The sequence below is a fragment of the Paenibacillus sp. P4_E11 genome (assembly GCF_056401635.1).
The window spans coordinates 23,489-39,639 of sequence record NZ_JBFUIX010000067.1; the positions used below are offsets into that span (position 1 = coordinate 23,489).

Genomic DNA, 16,151 nt, shown 5'->3' on the forward strand with positions numbered 1-16,151 from the left:
TCTTATTTCCATTCTCCCTTGATGCCTGTCGATTGTAAAATCTTATTCACATCGTCGATCACTTCTTTACCGCCTTTTTTCATATACTCGTCGACCATCTTGCTCCAGTTGGATATCGGCTCCTGGCCAACAATCATCTTCGTCTGCCACTCCTGGATTAACACGCTCAGCTCCGATCCCTTGGCAGCCAGTACATCAGAATGGATACGATTCACCGGATCGATGTAGAACTTCGTGTTCTTCAGCAAATCTACAGCGGATTGTGCGTACGCTTTGGCGAACGGATTCGCCAACACCTTCCCAGGTTCGGTCGCTTCATCGTTAGGCGCCCAGAACGGTGTAGTAATGTAATTGTTAGGACGTTTGTCTGCGGTTTCTGCTGCTGTTACGGCAATCCCGTTGACCATCGTATAGCCGACTCCGACTCCGCCGTTCATCCAATCGAATTCTTTGTTCTTCTCATTGCGTTGATCGGCTGGAATGAAGGTGCGGAAATATTCTTGAATCTGGAGAATGCGATTGATTTTATCCGTGTCGTTCTTCAGCTTGGCGTTGAGAATCGTCACCTGGTAATAACCCGGAAGTGCTAAGTAGCCTTGTTGCCCGTCAGCCTGCTTGAACGGAGGGATTACGGCAATCTCGGCCCCTGGCATTTGATCCTTCATCGTCTTGAAGCGGGATTCAGATATATCGTATGGCTGTTCGAACCAGATCCCGTATTTGCCGGCAAAKAAATCTTTGCGAACATCCGCTGTCTTCGACACAGCCCAGTCTTTATGAATCGCGCCTTCCTTATACAGATCGGCTAGCAATTGCGTTTGCTGCTTGAACCCTTCCGAGATTGCACCTGGAATGAGCTGTCCCTGCTCGTTCTTGGAATACCAACCCGAATCCCATGCTGCTCCCATGTGCGCACCGTACACGATCTGCTTCGCGAGTCCGATGCCATACGTATCAGGTTTACCGTTTTTGTCCGGATCGTTCTTCGCGAATGCGATTGCCACGTTCTTCAGCTCATCATAGGTGGTCGGCATCTTCAGCCCGAGATTATCAAGCCAGTCTTTGCGGATAAGCGGCTTCTTCCCGTACTTCGAAGGGAAATATTGCGGAATGCCGTATATTTTCCCATCCACTGTTACGGCATCCCATACATACTTCGGAACCGCTTTCAACGACGGGTACTTGTCAATATAATCGTTGAGCGGTAGGAAGGCACCTTGCTTCGCCCATTTCACGAAGTTGGCATCTGCACTCTCCATCCCGATCATGTCGGGTAAATCCCCTGCAGCCATGACGACTGGCAGCTTATTCGTATACTCGTCGTAAGGCACGTACTGCGGTTTGAAATCGATGTTGAATTTCTCTCCGATCAACCTCACTCCATCCCCGGAGTTACTCGGAATAGGGCTAGCCCATGTCCCTTCAATCGTGGAAATCGTTAATTTCTTCTCCATGGCGTTTCCAACCGCTGGTTTATTCGTCGAACTCGGTGTGTTCTTTGCTGGTTCCTTCGTCGTCGAACAGGCTGCCAGGCCCGTTGCCAAGCTCATGACAAGACCCACTGCAATAAGTTTCTTCATACTCTTGAAACCTCCTCGTTAATGGTGTAATCGGTTTCTCTGACTCCCTTGCCTGTTATGCGCAGGTATTGGACTTTAGCCTTTCACAGAACCGAGCATCACCCCTTTCGCAAAATGCTTTTGCAGAAACGGGTAGACGATCAAGATGGGCAGGGTGGCTAACAAGATGGCAGCCATACCGATCGTTTCGCCTGGAGGCTGGTGCGCCGACTTCGCCGCTTCACGAGCTGCGGATACAAGTGCATTGGTCGCATCGTTCAGGATGACAATTTGCCTCAGAATGACCTGTACGGTCCATTTGGATGGGTCGTTCAAATACAGAATGGCCGAGAAATACGTGTTCCAATGCCCGACCGCATAGAACAATCCGAATGCGGCGAAAGCTGGCTTGGATAAAGGCACGACGATACGGGAGAAGATTTGAAGATCATTCGCTCCGTCAATCAACGCCGCTTCGTTCAGTTCGTTCGGAATGTTCAGAAAAAACTGCCGGATGACGATCAGATTGAACGAATTGATTGCCCCAGGAATAATAAGTGCCCAATACGAATCAATTAGCCCTGTCGCTTTCACGATCAAATATGTCGGGATCATGCCCGCACTGAATATGAATGTGAACAGCACGAGAAACAAGTACACTTTTTGTCCCCATATATTTCGAGTAATAGCATAAGCCATCGTCGCTGTCAAAACCAAATTGACCAAGCTCCCCACTATGGTCACGTATATCGTAACTCCGATCGAGCGAATAAACTCTTTGGAGTGAAGAATGAACGTGTAAGCATCGGTCACCCATTTCTCCGGCCACAAGATCAGCTCACTCCGCACATATTCCTCATAGGAAGTGAACGATACCGCGAAGATATAGTAGAACGGGAACAGCATCAGCAGTGCGAGCAGACCGAGCAAGATGATGTTAGCACTATCTGTAATACGTTCGGACACGGACTTCCTCTTGTTGTACATCGATTGTCACCTTCCTCTGGATTAGAAGACGCCATCTTCTCCGAATTTCTTGGCCATTTTGTTAGCCGCCAGTATAAGGACCAAGCCTACTAAGCTCTTGAATAGACCAACCGCGGTACCAAAGCTGAAGTCCGCCTGCTGGATTCCTTTGAAATACACATACGTGTCGAGCACATTGCCCACGCTCATCGTGAACGGGTTCAGCATGAGGAATATTTGTTCGAATCCGGAATCAAGTACGCTGCCGAGACGGAGAATGAATAAGATCACGATCGTGCTTCGGAGTGCAGGTAATGTAATGTGCCAGATTTGGCGCCACCGATTCGCACCGTCTACGACTGCAGCTTCATATAGGCTTGGGCTAATGCCAGATAAGGCAGCCAGGAAGATGATCGTTCCCCACCCGGACTCCTTCCAGATGATCTCCAGAATGATAAGCGGTATGAACCAGCCTGGCTGCTGTAAGAATGAGATCGGTTCCGTTCCGATTGTAGCTTCCATCACCCGGTTCACTATGCCCTCTGTCTTCAGGAAGATGGTGACGATGCCGATTACTACGACCCACGACAGGAAGTGCGGCAAGTAGAGGATCGATTGAATAATCCGCTTGTAGCGTTCACTCCTGATTTCATTCAGCATGATCGCCAGTACGATGGGTACGGGAAAGGCGAATGCAATCTGCAGCACCGACAATGAAAGCGTGTTCCACAATACCCGCAAAACTTCCTGATCGCTGAATATCTTTCTGAAATGCTGCATCCCTACCCAATCGCTGTGCAGGAAGCCCCGGAACGGGCTATAATCCTCGAAGGCGATAATGTTGCCCAACATCGGAATGTACCTATAGATGATAAAATACAGAAGTCCCGGCATCAGCAGGAGAAACAAATATCGTTCCCGCCATAGGCGATCCATTAACTTTTTGCGGTGTGGTAGCTGCGGCCTGTTATCCGCGGTATACATCGGGGCATTATTTCTAGTTGAGCTTGCCACGCGGTGCCCTCCTTTTCACCAACTGTTCAGGGGTCGCTCCCCTTCTGCCCTTACCTTATCTAATTTCGAGCATGCAGCAAATCGTAAGTATTCTTACTGTTTCACCGAAATTCACGATAAGCTAACAAATGATGAAGGAGTGATAAAATGGAATAGTTCGTAAGAGGATGATAGTGGGGATAGCACTTGCACAAAATAACGTTTGACCCTAACATTAGTGTCATGGTTTACACTACAATTAACCGGATGAAGGAGGCGACTACGAGTATGCGAATTGGCGAATTGGCCCAACGGACCGGGGTGAGCATCAGATCGTTGSGCTATTACGAGCAGCAAGGACTGCTAAGCTCTAGTCGGCAACCAAACGGTTATCGGACATATTCCAATCTGGCCGTCGAACAAGTGAATACGATCCAGTTCTATATTAAGCTCGGCCTCTCRACAGAGGAGATATCCGGATTCTTGCAATGCGTGCTGCTTAACAAAGAATCGTTCTGCGCGCAGATTGTGCCTGTCTACCAGCACAAGCTTGAGGAGATTAACAAGCAAATCGAGCAGTTGCAGATGATCCAATCCAATCTGAGAGAGCGGGTTGCTTCCATTCAAGCGGAAAATAAACATTTATCGGAGGGATAATCCATGTCCATCGAAACGATTACCGAGCAGCAATTTACGGAGAAGGTTGGTGCGAGTCAGGTTACACTTGTAGATTTCACAAGTCCGTACTGTCCGCCCTGCCGAGTATTATCACCTATCCTGGATGAGTTGAGCGAGGAATTCAATTCCCGTAACGTGTCCATCTTGGAGGTCAACGTAGACGACTCCCCACAAACCGCTTCGAAATTCGGCATTATGGGAGTTCCGACGGTTATCTTGTTCCAAGATGGCCAGCCTGTCGAGAAGTTAGTTGGATTGCGTCCCAAGAGCGTTTACCAGACGGCGATTTCTCGCTACCTTGGTTAAGCCTGTCTTTAAGCTGATGGCTTGAAGGAGAGTATGAGCGGAGGAATACCGGCGAACAACATCAACAAGCTGCCTACTTCGCTCCCCTCTCAAGCCTATTGTCGATTCCACTTTACTTTGTTGAGCTCGTCCTTCAACTTGAAGCTTGTCTCCAGATCGATGTCATACACGTTCGCCAGAGCGATGATATAGTACAACACATCAGACAGTTCCTCTTCGATCGTGCCTTTGATCTGCCCACTATCCTTTAACCGCCTGTCCTTCCGAATCGTATCCGATAATTCTCCGACCTCTTCGACTAGTTTCAAAAAGTATACGTGCTTGTTGTCAGGTCGATGATCATGTTTCTTGATGTAAGCTTGCAACTGTGATAGCGTAAGCGGACTTTCCATATGTTTATCTCTCCTACTCTCTTTTCCCCATCGAAAACCCGTCGAATAGCGGTCCTCCGAGAGGGGCATACATCTCCTGAACGAACTCTATGATCGGCTTTTTCTCACGATGTCGATAATAGGCATCAAGGGCTTGGAACAATCGCTTAGCAACGACGGGGTCATAGCTGTATAGAGCACGTTTCAAAGTTTTCCCTCGACCTGTCCAACACCCGTTCAGCCTCAGAATGAAATCCACCAGGTTCACAGACAAGGAATTCAAGGTTAGTAACGCTTCTTCCTCATCGCGGCAGTCCGCGAAGTCGTCGAGTGAATCGAACATGAAGTATCGGGACGCCCGAATAAACTCATCGCTTAATGGCTCCGGTCCTGCAGTAATGCTGCGCAAAGCTGCCTCTCGAAGCTCAGCAGCTAGACCATGGTCAGTCAGGATCAGTCCTTGTTGGATCATCGTTGCCAGAATCGGACGGCCTTTCTTGCGATCCTTCTCGAAGCATGGCAAGTACGAGTCCTTGTTATGGATCAACACTTCAATCTTCCATCCGAATCGTTCGAAGCTTTCCCGATAATCTGCTGTCACTCCAACTTGAACGAATACTACAATGTCCAAGTCGGAGGTCGGTGTCTCTTCCCCACGTGATGCACTGCCCGCAAGGAACGCCGTGAGGCAGGCCGGAAACTCGGCATCTATAAACTGATGTGCAGCTTCAATAGCTGGTAATCTCATGACTGCTCTCCGCTGCGACCCGTTCCATGCATCAAATAAAACTGAATCCCCGCCCGATCCACATTCGTGAATTGCAAGGGATCTTGCTCGAACATGCTGCGTAACTCAGCAACATCGATCCACCTGATTCCAGTCGTGTCGTCGCCTGATGTTAATAGCTCTCCCTCCGCCTTGCAGCGAAAGTAGTAGCCAACTGAATCGATAGGACCTTTGATCGTCTGATAAGCCGCGAACGGCCGTATACATTCAACCACGAACTCCGGGTTCATGCCGCTTGTATCGGACCGAGTGTGTGCCCCTTCGACTTCCGTAATGTCCAGCCCGGTTTCTTCCTTCACTTCCCTCGCCAAGGCGGTCAGAAGCGGTTCATAAGGCTCGAGTCTTCCACCGGGAAGCTCAATCTGATGGGTCGGTTCATTCGGCTTATTCCGCACTTGGATGACGATCTCCGTCCGGTCTTCCACTACCCGTTCAATAATAGCTCTGGCGTTAACGAAAAACATATTTAAGACCTCCTGATCTTTTTTACTTATCGAAACACGGAGTGCAAATCGTAGGTTCCGTGATCGAAATAATTTTTGGCGATTTTCAACGAATATGTATTTTTACGAATAATCCACTTGGACGTGATGATAAAGTCTTTCTCTACGATGTGCTCTGCCGCATAGTCCGAATTGATGTCCGCTTCAATCTCTTCGGTAACGCCGAATTTCCGCATTCTCTTATACAAGGGGTGCTCGTGTGGATTCACGATTCGATAGATCGCTCGAACTAGATTAATAAAAGCAAGCACACCTAATGGAATCGTGAACCACAACAGCATGACGATATTATCGTGCAATAACCCCGTTGTATCCAGCATGTAAGGAAGCAACAACTGTTGGTTGCTCTTACCCAATACTTGACTCGCGATCTGATATACATTCAGGGGCACTTTGTACAGTTCTCCAGATAACTCATCTGATAGAGTCGCATTGGGCAACGTTCTAACGATAAGCAACCGAGTTCCGACTTGAGCAAGCATGAATTCATACTTCGAAGTTGCACTGCTTTCCATCATACCAGCGTATGCAGTTAAGTATTCTTGCTCTGAAGCTATCGTAGTGGACGTTCGTTCCGGAACGAAGCTTACGTGGAATTTATACGAGGACGATGGATCTTGAATCGCAGCCAATTCATCGGCTTTAACTGGAAACGGCCCTTTGAATTCATTGTAGATCGCTCTCGTGAAAAGACTGCAAAATCCCACTATAAGCAAGAGTCCAATCATATTGGTCCAAATAAAGTTCCGATTGCAACGCTTGATCTGATTTCCGATAAACGTTTCGGTCACGAGGGTCGCTCCTCATCTCAAACTCATCACACATCCGACAAATCGCACGCATTATATTCTACACAAGCGGATGCGCTCATCATCTTATTATAAAGTGATCATGCATTATTTACATCCTCAATCTATATCGAATAGTGAACCAAATGTCGACGGTGACAGAATGAGCGGATCTGAGGGATCGCTGCGACTGTAACAGAAAGAGCCCTGCTCGCGCAAGGCTCCTCACCATCTTGCTAGTACGACAACGGAATCTCTTCGGCGATAACCATGACGACATTCCCTTGTCTCGTTTCCGCCCGAAAATGCCGCGCCAGCACATAGCCGTCCCGATCCGCCCGCAGCATACACGGCTCTCTTGTCAGATCCTCAAAATCGTGAATGCAGGCGACCGGATCTCCTTTGCGTACAAATGCGCCAATGTGAACCAACGGCTCGGAGATCCCCGAGATCGGCGCGGTAATCCAGCGGTCGATATCCGTATTCGCAACCAATCGCGTACGTTCCCAACCGGGCGGTAGAAGTGATGCCGGTTCGCCATCCATCATGCCGTGAAGCTTCATGACGTTGAACAAGCCTTCATAGCCCCATCTTACACCGTCCAGATCAGTCGATTCTCCATAACCAAGCTCGGTGCCGATCGTAATTTTCCCCATGCGTTCGGCTTCTTCCGTAAGCAATCCGCTTCCCATATCACTTGTGTAAATCATCGTGAACGGGGTGCCAAATGCGCGTGCTGTCAGCACCGATGCTTTGAACAGATCAGTATTGTCGAGCTGGTGGAAGCTGGTGCAACGTATCGTTTCCGTGTCTCGGCCCGCCGAATGAATATCGACGACGATGTCGGATCGCGTCAAAATCTCATCCGTAACGAATCTAGCGATTCGAAACGTAATCGATCCCTTGGCATCTCCCGGAAAAGCCCGGTTCATATTGCCCCCGTCCTCCGGCGATTCTCGCCTCCCGGCCTGGAAGACCGGCACATTCAGAACCGGTACGATGATGACACGGCCCCGCAATTGCCGATAATCCAACGTCGTCATCAGTTTTTTTGCCGCCACGGGCCCCTCGTACTCATTCCCGTGAGTCCCACCGATGACAACCAGAGTCTTGCCCGGTTGTTCCCCGCAAACTACGCAGAGCGGAACGCGTATTCGCGCCCAGGTGCCGTCTTTGGTGAAGGGGACGTGATAAACGCGTTTCCCCGCCGACTCCCAGTCGATACGGGATACAGGTGTAACGTCGATAATCAATGTGTTTCCCTCCGTGGCTACTATTTCATCCGGAAACCGTAACGGTTCGGAACTTCCCCAGTAATGAAAGCCCGCTCGCTCTCGCTTAATGTCGCGACATATTCGGGTCCATGGGTGTCCAGTCTGCTGTACTCGCGCATAAAGTGCGGTACATACCCAGTGATCATGATGTAACGTGTCCGATCCGAAAGAATGGGCGTGACAGCGTGAATCAGTGCCTCCGAGAAGAAGAGGACGCTGCCCGCTGGACCTTGGGCCCGATGCACCATCCAAGGCTCGATTCCAGGTACGATATCGTCACGAGTGCCCATTCGATGAGTTCCGGGAATGACGCTCGTACCGCCGTCGTCGGGACCGATATCCGTCAGGAAGACAATCGCTTTGATCCACAAATAATGGCCTCTGCCTCCGGCTTCGTAGCGTGAGAAATCCGGGCTGATGCCCCGGTGCCACCCCAGTCGATGGATATCAATCTCCTTATCGTCCGGCTGACGGGCATTAATCGAGCACTCCTGCTCCTCGTAACGAACTGGCCCGCCCACGATGTCTTCGACACAGCTCATAACTCCTGGGTGCATGGCCATTTCCAAGAAGGAAGGATCGTACTCAATGCATGGGCCGAACTTGGAAAAAACAGATGTCCCTAAATACTTGCGGGACTTGCCGCTAGGATGCGAATCGGAACGCGGGACAACGGTCAATTCTTGGTTCATCCGGTCCATCGCATGGCGAACCCGCTCGATAAGCATCGGCTCTACCAGATTCGGTATGACGACATAACCGTATGTATCCATCAGAAATTGCTGTTTCGCAGTCAGCATAGCCTCTTCTCCTTCGTTTCATCGTCATGTCACGATCACTCTTACCTTTATTATCCTGTCATGAAATATGTTACTCCCGTGTATTTATATTGTCAACAATCGATTGTTGATTTTTAATTTATATTTTTCAATCTCTCAATTCATGCAACAGCTGCTCTGTTGTTTCTAGCATTTTGCAACTTGCCTGTAATTTACGATACGGCTCATCCACAAACCACACCGATTGAAACGCCGTCAATCCGGCTTCTTTCGCTCCTGCAAGCTCATTAGAGCCCCCATCACCAACGAATACTGCTTGTTCCACTCGCACACCTATTCTGGAGCAAGCCAATTCGTAGAGACGAACGTTCGGTTTCGCCAAGCCAATCTTGTAGGAGAACAGCACTTCGTCGAAGTAGGGTGCTAATGAACTTGACGCCCAGCCTCGGACCTCCTCCTCTGTACAATTGCTGACTAAGGCGAGCTTGAACCCCGTCCGTTTCAATTGTTCCAACATGTCAAGAACTGACGAGTCCACTTCTTCGAATGCGGTGAGTTTCTCTTCGATGCGTTGCTGGTAAATCTCTTCCAAGCGGCTGTCGGCGATTTCCACTTGATGGCTAGTAGCAATATCTCGTAGAACAGCAGGATAATCCGGATACTCCCCGGTCATCCGTTTGTCGATTCGGTCCCCCCATGCTTTTCGAAATACATTGTTGGGAATTCCGATCAACTCCATATAATCCAGATGCGATCGCTCACTCTTCCTGCTTCCATTCTTATATTCCGATATTAGCGTCTCGAATAGATCGAACAGTACGGCCTGAATGTGCATTCCCACTCTCCCTGTCCCATTTTCCTAGTGTCCGCGGCTATGTGATATCCCCTCGAAGTACTGCAGGATTCCTAAACCAACGAGAAATACAGTCATCACTATGAGTCCAAAACCTGTCCAGTGCATGATTGTCCTATTCACACTTTGCTGCTGCCCCGATTTTGTTCGTATAAGAAACAGCCAGCCGACTCCGACCAATAACGCCAATATGAATCCAGATTGTATAAAATTGCTCAAGTAAATCACTCCTATATCATCCATTCTATAGGCGAAAGACTCTCGCCTGCTTTAACATAATCGCCTCTGTGGATTCCCTGGAGTATTAGTTTCCAAGTTCACCCTCCTAGCATTGGTTTCCTTCATTATAATCCAAAACTGAGAGGTTGAAAGCTGATTTATCGAAGAAAAGCCCAAGAATACCTGAAGTGATGCAATTACGGTCCGTTCCAACTTCGTGGTCATTGAGGTAGAGGATTGAAGAGGAATAATCAACAAAACGCAACAGGCTGCCGATCCCTGCCGGCAGCCTGTTTGTTATCTATGGTGTTATCGTGCTAATCCATCAAGTACCGCAAAAAGTTCGGTAAGTACGATCTGAAATCGCAGGCAGTGTGGAATACTCATCCTGTTCAGGGGAATGCGCGTAAGGGTTCGAAAGAACATCAAGCAGTCGCTCCATCACGCTGTAGTCTCCTTGGTTCGTTGCGGTTTCTAATGCGTCTTCAACCCGGTGGTTTCGAGGGATTACCGCTGGATTGCTGCTCCGCATCAACTGATGCGAGGAGGCTTTTGGTTCCGGCTGCCTGCTAAGTCTCGACTGCCACTGCTCCTGCCACTGAGCAAACTCCGTGGTGCCGAACAGGACCGTATCTTCCGGCTTATCAAAAGTCAATGCGCGGAAGGTATTGGTGTAGTCTGCACGATACTTCTGCATCATACTCAGCAGGCTTTCTATTAGGGATTCATCCTGAAGCTCTTCATTAAAGATTCCTAGTTTCCCCCTCATTCCCTCGAGCCAATTGCGATGATACAACTCGGTAAAATCTGCAATCGCATCCTCGGCCAGTTTGACAGCCTGGTCCTCGTTGGCATGCAGCAGCGGCAATAGGGTTTCAGCAAATCTTGCGAGATTCCATGCAGCAATACGAGGTTGATTGCCGTAGGCATAGCGGCCATGCCTGTCAATGGAACTGAATACCGTTGCTGGGTCATAGGCATCCATGAAGGCGCAAGGTCCATAATCAATCGTTTCTCCACTAAGGGCCATGTTGTCGGTGTTCATCACCCCGTGAATAAAGCCAACTAGCTGCCACTTGGCAATCAGCTTAGCCTGACGCTTGATTACTTCCTGAAGTAAGATAAGATAGCGGTTCTCCTCATCAGCGTCAACTTCTGGAAAATGTCTTTGCAATGTGTAATTAGCCAGAGCCCGGAGATCCTCAATAGTGCCCCATTGTGAAACGTATTGAAAGGTGCCGACACGCAAATGACTGGCAGCCACACGGGTCAGAATCGCACCAGGCTGCTCGGTTTCACGGATTACGGACTCACCGGTTGACACCACCGCTAGGCTACGGGTGGAAGCTATACCAAGCGCGTGCATGGCTTCGCTGATGATGTATTCGCGCAGCATCGGCCCAAGAGCCGCTCGGCCATCGCCGCCGCGGGAGTATGGTGTTCTGCCAGGACCCTTCAGTTGAATATCTAACCTCTCACCTACGGGAGTGATCTGTTCACCAAGCAGAACAGCTCGACCATCCCCTAGCATATTAAAATGCCCGAATTGATGCCCTGCATAAGCTTGAGCAAGTGGCAAGGCGCCTTCGGGGATCTGGTTGCCTGCAAGCATCGCTACGCCATCATCGCTTTGCAGCACTTGGACATTCAACCCAAGGGAAGATGCCAACGGCTGATTAAGAATGATCAATTTTGGCGAACGTACAGGGGTTGGGTCCAGCCGGGTAAACAATTTGTCCGGCAGACGAGCGTAACTGTTGTCGATGTTCCAACCTGTCTCTATTCTTGCACTTTTTTCAGTCATCGGTTCTCCTTTTTCCTAATTCTTTTTTTGTATCGTTTGCTTCTTCCCATTTATTATACCCTTTCCATTGCGTTTATCTATGGTCCCGTAACGTAGCAGGCTGCCAATCCTGATCTTGTTGAATTATTGCTTTCTGAGCGTAAATAGTGTGGGATTCAGCCCTTTGAGGCTGAGAGTCATCTCCTTCGAGTAGCTGAGCTGAACCTGCTCTGCAGCTATGTGCAAAGCATCTTCCGCATCCGTTAAACAAAGCACACTCCCCTTCTTATTCAACACCCGTTTCATTTCCTTGAAAATATCGTGATACAGCCCGGGAATATTTTCGTCTGCTACTATTTGTCGACCAAAAGGCAAATTGGTAATCATTTTATCAATATACCCAGAATCAATCGGTAACTGCCGGGCATCCCAATGCTGAATCCTCACATCATTATGAATACCGATATTTTCCGTAGAAGCTTTCACCGCTTCCAATGACAGATCCCCGCCATCTACTTGATAGTAAGGATAAGCGAGCCGTTCGGAAAGGATGGTACCTGATCCGCAGCACGGATCAACAAAGACATCCGTCTTCTCTGGATTCGATAACCAGACAAGAGCATGAGCGACGGTAGGACGCAGAGCGGCGTGAGTAAACCATCTATCCACCTTCCGATAACGGAACGTGGCATCCGTAAGCCTCAAAGCGAAGACCACGTCATTATGATGAATATCAAGCCGAAACTCGATTTCATGCATGCCAGCAGTACCGTGCCGAATACGAGAATCACGCCTTGCCATCCCTTGCGCAGCCGCTTCAGCCGCGTCAAAACGGGAGTATGTGTGTTTCCCTATCCGACTGGCATTGACCTTGCATCTGATCATTCCCGATCGGTTCAAATAGGTCCAGGATAGATCTAATTGGTAGATTTCATTCTCAATATCCGCTAAGTGTATCTTATGGGGCCCAACTTGAAACCTATGAATTAGTTTGTAAAGGTTGTCGGCCGTTCGGAGAATCATGAATGCTTCTAAAGGTAACTTGGAAGTAAAATAAACTTTGCCTCGCTCTACGCCTTGAAACTTAGCGTCAGTGATTTTAACTTGAATCTCATTCCTCAGAACGTTTTCTAGCCCTGGCAACACGGTTGCAAAATATTGCGCCATTGTCTTATGACTCCTTCGTATTTGATTTCTGGGCACAAAAAAACGCAAATGAACAAAAGTCCATTCGCGTCTTTTATGCACATAAACAAGGCACCCATGAGTGAGGGTAAGCCTCTGAAAAGAGCGTGATTGAATATTCCGTTCTATGACAGTCGAACGCATGTAGAAATCCATGGAAACAAATCCCAAACCATAGGTAATGGGGTTTCTCTCATGCCATTCGCGTTATTCAGTTGGCTATTAACTGATAACTACTGTCAAGAATACGGTCATCATCAAAACACTAATCCCTCCATCAATACGATTGCCTACATTTTACACCGTTCTATGATTATTCTCAACTTATAGTTTTCTGATTTGACTCGTCAGCACCTCAGATGTCAAAAGCTTTCGGAATATGAATAAGAGTACTATTGGAGGCAGGCAAATTAACGCTCCATACTGCAATATCATCGGATCTCCAAACGAAGAGACCAAGCCATCCGACTCGAGTCCGTTAATCGAGATCATTCTGAACACTAATACCGGCGGGAAAAGGTCCTGCCGCGCTACATAAAGCAATGAATCGTAATAGGAATTCCACAACGATACGAATTGCAGAACGCCGAGAGCTAGCCAGGGTTTCCATATTTTTGGTATGAACAAAAAGATAAACGAATGCAGCTCTCCGCGCCCTTCCGCCGAAGCCTTCTCCTTTAGTTCCGCGTACTTGCCATTAAAAATGCTTTTTAATACAAATATATGAATGATTGAAAAAAAGCCGTTAAGCATATGCGGGAAAAATGTATTCAGCATTCCCAGACTTTTGAACAGTATGTATTCAGGTATTGAACCTGCCCCCACGACAACGGCGATTAACAGGAACGTCTTGTACATACCGCGACCAGGCAAGTCTTTGACGGTTAATGGATAGGCAAGTGTCAGAATGAGAACAAGATGGACGACTACCGCAGCTAGATTGATGACCAGATACAAGTTAAAGTGAGAAAGCGAATAGAGGTTGCGCAACCCTGCTCCTGATGGACTTCCCGACAAAAAAGGGTAAATAAACAATATGTACAAGAAAAATACGATGGCGAAAGCATATACAAGTACTACCACGATTCCGGCAGCCCGTTTCCCGCTGCTCTCGTTGTTCAAATCTTTGGCCGGCTCAAATCGGTGGAATAGATCGTTAATAAACAAACTCCGGATGATCCGGTATATGAGCAGAGTCAGTAACAGCTGAACGGCGAACTGAAACAGCCACACCGCCCCGGAGATGCTAAAGTTAGCCGTCAATAGACCCACTCTGAACTGATAGGTATCCAATGTATCTCCGACATTATATACCAACGGGTTCAGCAACTGGCCGATCAATTCGTAATCGGTTGACAATAATGTAGACAACTGCATGAGCATGAATGCGGTTATCACTTTGACCGCCGGCATGACATTTCGATGCATGAAACTAACAGTCAGATCCGACCCTTGTACCAGAGCCCTCTGTTTGGAAGCAATCGCAGTCAGAGCTAACAGTACGGGAATGCCGCATGTTTTAATAATATCCACCATAACTAGCAGTGGCCGGAACCAATTCGGGTCGATAAGTAGTAGCGTACTATTTTCCCCCAGTGGGGATTGGCTCTGGGAACATAGCAGCATTACAATGTAGGCCACGATAACCGATGGAATGAAATAAGGAATAAGAAACAGGGTTGAGAAGATGTCCCTCAGTCTCCCTGACCGGATGCAGCTGAGTGCCAGGGCTAGCAGGAACGCCAAAATACCGCTTCCCGCGATATACCCGGCCTTGATTAGCAGTGTGTTCGACAAAACGTTTAAGAACGTAGGATCATCGAACAACTTGGTGAAATTCCCCATCCCTACCCATGCGCTGCTGAAAACGCCAAGAAACGCTTTGTAATTAACGAAGGGCAAGTATAATCCAAGAAGTAACGGTATGATTTTGAAGAAGAAAATGAGAAACATCCCCGGCAGCACGATTACGTAATGAAGCTTGTACTTCCATATCCGAGCAAGTACGCCCTTTGCTCCCACGGCCCTTTCGGACGCAGGGACTAATGGCTGTTTATCCACCTGAATGCACCTCTCTGCTCTATTTATTAGTCGCCGCTCAACCATAAATCATTCTATGATCAGAGCCTTTATTCCTTCATACTCGAATACTTTTAAGTTCGTAATGATCGGCGTCCCTGCTTTATTGAGCTGATCTGCCCTTAGCTGAAGTGAACTTGTGAACCAGCAATGATTACATTAAGATAGTGAACAGTAGAAGCAACAATACCTACATAGGACTCACATGGAGGATTTGAACAGATGGATGAACGAACTCGAGATATTTCAGAAGCATGCCCGAACGATCATCATGGTTGGATATCCTCTGATAGCATTCATAGTGACCTACTTGCGACCAAGGATCTTGTATATTACCCGTGCGGGTTGGAGTGCTCACGACCACGCCCCGAAGAACAAAATGCGGAATATGGAGCGTATGTATTTAACTTGAATACTCTCTCCATTAGATTTCGCGTCGCCAAAATCACGCCTACCAAGGTCGGGCAATTCGTAACATTATGGGAGAGAAGTGGAGATGGACCGATCCAACCCTATGACGTTTCAGATCCTGTCGATTTATTCGTCATTAGTACACGTAGCGGTAGTAACTTGGGTCAGTTTGTATTTCCAAAAGCTGTTTTATGTGATCAGGATATAGTATCTATTAACGGTAAAGGTGGAAAAAGAGCAATACGCGTATACCCGCCTTGGGACAATCCTACGAGCCGTCAGGCTCAAAATACGCAGAGATGGCAGTTAAAATATTTCCTAGATATACCTGTGAATAGCCCCGTAGACTYGGTTCGTGCTCAAATGCTTTACGGATAACTACAAAAAAAGAACCTGCCTGCAAAATGCAGGCAAGTCCTTGGTTGTTGGATTAGGCAAGTTCCTTAAGAACTGTTTCGATAACTTCTAGCGTGTGGTCGATATCCGCGTCGGTGTGGCTGTAGCTAACGTGGTTGCGCTTGATGTTCATCGGCATTTTGAATATGCCTCTTTCAATCAGCTTCTTCCGGTAACTAACATACAGATCAGCATTGTTGTGCTGCAGATCGGTGTAGTTC

16 protein-coding genes and 1 pseudogene are annotated in these 16,151 nt (G+C 48.0%); 3 read left to right on the top strand and 14 right to left on the bottom strand.

Going from position 1 to position 16,151, the window contains the following annotated elements; translation table 11 throughout:
* Positions 1-2: 2 nt before the first annotated feature.
* The 3 genes from AC1DWB_RS22485 to AC1DWB_RS22495 form a co-directional block, all read right to left on the bottom strand.
* Positions 3-1,580 carry an extracellular solute-binding protein gene (locus AC1DWB_RS22485; protein ID WP_477543327.1) on the bottom strand — a complete coding sequence of 526 codons (1,578 nt, stop codon included), beginning with the start codon at positions 1,578-1,580 and terminating at the stop codon, positions 3-5.
* A 75-nt stretch (positions 1,581-1,655) separates the two neighbouring features.
* Positions 1,656-2,546, bottom strand: coding sequence for a carbohydrate ABC transporter permease (locus tag AC1DWB_RS22490; RefSeq protein ID WP_477543328.1), 891 nt, complete (start codon positions 2,544-2,546; stop codon positions 1,656-1,658).
* 21 nt (positions 2,547-2,567) lie between these two features.
* Complete coding sequence (locus AC1DWB_RS22495; protein WP_477543342.1) at positions 2,568-3,461, bottom strand: ABC transporter permease; 894 nt, start codon at positions 3,459-3,461, stop codon at positions 2,568-2,570.
* Between the two features lie 345 nt (positions 3,462-3,806).
* Here AC1DWB_RS22495 and AC1DWB_RS22500 point away from each other — a divergent pair, with 345 nt between their 5' ends.
* Together AC1DWB_RS22500 and AC1DWB_RS22505 are read left to right on the top strand one after the other, a co-directional pair.
* Positions 3,807-4,175 (top strand): MerR family transcriptional regulator, encoded by a 369-nt coding sequence (locus AC1DWB_RS22500; protein WP_477543329.1) that lies wholly within the window; start codon positions 3,807-3,809, stop codon positions 4,173-4,175.
* A gap of 3 nt (positions 4,176-4,178) precedes the next feature.
* Complete coding sequence (locus AC1DWB_RS22505; protein WP_477543330.1) at positions 4,179-4,502, top strand: thioredoxin family protein; 324 nt, start codon at positions 4,179-4,181, stop codon at positions 4,500-4,502.
* 95 nt (positions 4,503-4,597) lie between these two features.
* On the opposite strand, the gene AC1DWB_RS22510 is transcribed toward AC1DWB_RS22505, so the two are convergent.
* The 10 genes from AC1DWB_RS22510 to AC1DWB_RS22555 form a co-directional block, all read right to left on the bottom strand.
* The gene (locus AC1DWB_RS22510) at positions 4,598-4,894 is read right to left on the bottom strand and encodes a MazG nucleotide pyrophosphohydrolase domain-containing protein (protein WP_477543331.1); all 297 of its coding nucleotides are present in this window, start codon (positions 4,892-4,894) and stop codon (positions 4,598-4,600) included.
* Positions 4,895-4,907: 13 nt separating this feature from the next.
* Positions 4,908-5,621, bottom strand: a complete 714-nt coding sequence (locus AC1DWB_RS22515; RefSeq protein ID WP_477543332.1) for a nucleotidyltransferase domain-containing protein — start codon at positions 5,619-5,621, stop codon at positions 4,908-4,910.
* Positions 5,618-6,124 (bottom strand): NUDIX hydrolase, encoded by a 507-nt coding sequence (locus AC1DWB_RS22520; protein ID WP_477543333.1) that lies wholly within the window; start codon positions 6,122-6,124, stop codon positions 5,618-5,620. The genes AC1DWB_RS22515 and AC1DWB_RS22520 overlap by 4 nt, the downstream gene beginning before the upstream one ends.
* 26 nt (positions 6,125-6,150) lie before the next feature.
* Positions 6,151-6,954: a hypothetical protein gene (locus AC1DWB_RS22525; protein ID WP_477543334.1), complete on the bottom strand. Its 804-nt coding sequence runs from the start codon at positions 6,952-6,954 to the stop codon at positions 6,151-6,153.
* Between the two features lie 233 nt (positions 6,955-7,187).
* Positions 7,188-8,204 carry a succinylglutamate desuccinylase/aspartoacylase family protein gene (locus tag AC1DWB_RS22530; protein WP_477543335.1) on the bottom strand — a complete coding sequence of 339 codons (1,017 nt, stop codon included), beginning with the start codon at positions 8,202-8,204 and terminating at the stop codon, positions 7,188-7,190.
* A gap of 20 nt (positions 8,205-8,224) precedes the next feature.
* Entirely contained in the window at positions 8,225-9,025 is an 801-nt protein-coding gene (locus AC1DWB_RS22535; RefSeq protein ID WP_477543336.1) for a phytanoyl-CoA dioxygenase family protein, read from the bottom strand.
* 127 nt (positions 9,026-9,152) lie between these two features.
* The gene (locus AC1DWB_RS22540; RefSeq protein ID WP_477543337.1) at positions 9,153-9,839 is read right to left on the bottom strand and encodes an HAD family hydrolase; all 687 of its coding nucleotides are present in this window, start codon (positions 9,837-9,839) and stop codon (positions 9,153-9,155) included.
* Positions 9,840-10,401: 562 nt separating this feature from the next.
* Positions 10,402-11,880 carry a protein adenylyltransferase SelO gene (locus tag AC1DWB_RS22545; RefSeq protein WP_477543338.1) on the bottom strand — a complete coding sequence of 493 codons (1,479 nt, stop codon included), beginning with the start codon at positions 11,878-11,880 and terminating at the stop codon, positions 10,402-10,404.
* A gap of 123 nt (positions 11,881-12,003) precedes the next feature.
* Positions 12,004-13,026, bottom strand: coding sequence for a methyltransferase domain-containing protein (locus tag AC1DWB_RS22550; protein WP_477543339.1), 1,023 nt, complete (start codon positions 13,024-13,026; stop codon positions 12,004-12,006).
* A gap of 342 nt (positions 13,027-13,368) precedes the next feature.
* On the bottom strand, positions 13,369-15,105 hold the full coding sequence (locus tag AC1DWB_RS22555; protein WP_477543340.1) for a hypothetical protein: 1,737 nt from the start codon (positions 15,103-15,105) through the stop codon (positions 13,369-13,371).
* 240 nt (positions 15,106-15,345) lie between these two features.
* Between AC1DWB_RS22555 and AC1DWB_RS22560 the strand changes: the two genes are divergently transcribed.
* Entirely contained in the window at positions 15,346-15,912 is a 567-nt protein-coding gene (locus tag AC1DWB_RS22560; RefSeq protein ID WP_477543341.1) for a MepB family protein, read from the top strand.
* Positions 15,913-15,964: 52 nt separating this feature from the next.
* Here AC1DWB_RS22560 and AC1DWB_RS22565 read toward each other — a convergent pair.
* A pseudogene (locus tag AC1DWB_RS22565) lies at positions 15,965-16,151 on the bottom strand (aspartate aminotransferase family protein); the annotation flags it as partial.

Excerpts from the sequence above, each read along its gene's own strand:
- AC1DWB_RS22490 (WP_477543328.1), bottom strand. The coding sequence starts at position 2,546 with ATGTACAACAAGAGGAAGTCCGTGTCCGAACGTATTACAGATAGTGCT.
- AC1DWB_RS22495 (WP_477543342.1), bottom strand. The coding sequence starts at position 3,461 with ATGGATCGCCTATGGCGGGAACGATATTTGTTTCTCCTGCTGATGCCG.
- AC1DWB_RS22505 (WP_477543330.1), top strand. The coding sequence starts at position 4,179 with ATGTCCATCGAAACGATTACCGAGCAGCAATTTACGGAGAAGGTTGGT.
- AC1DWB_RS22510 (WP_477543331.1), bottom strand. The coding sequence starts at position 4,894 with ATGGAAAGTCCGCTTACGCTATCACAGTTGCAAGCTTACATCAAGAAA.
- AC1DWB_RS22515 (WP_477543332.1), bottom strand. The coding sequence starts at position 5,621 with ATGAGATTACCAGCTATTGAAGCTGCACATCAGTTTATAGATGCCGAG.
- AC1DWB_RS22520 (WP_477543333.1), bottom strand. The coding sequence starts at position 6,124 with ATGTTTTTCGTTAACGCCAGAGCTATTATTGAACGGGTAGTGGAAGAC.
- AC1DWB_RS22535 (WP_477543336.1), bottom strand. The coding sequence starts at position 9,025 with ATGCTGACTGCGAAACAGCAATTTCTGATGGATACATACGGTTATGTC.
- AC1DWB_RS22540 (WP_477543337.1), bottom strand. The coding sequence starts at position 9,839 with ATGCACATTCAGGCCGTACTGTTCGATCTATTCGAGACGCTAATATCG.
- AC1DWB_RS22545 (WP_477543338.1), bottom strand. The coding sequence starts at position 11,880 with ATGACTGAAAAAAGTGCAAGAATAGAGACAGGTTGGAACATCGACAAC.
- AC1DWB_RS22550 (WP_477543339.1), bottom strand. The coding sequence starts at position 13,026 with ATGGCGCAATATTTTGCAACCGTGTTGCCAGGGCTAGAAAACGTTCTG.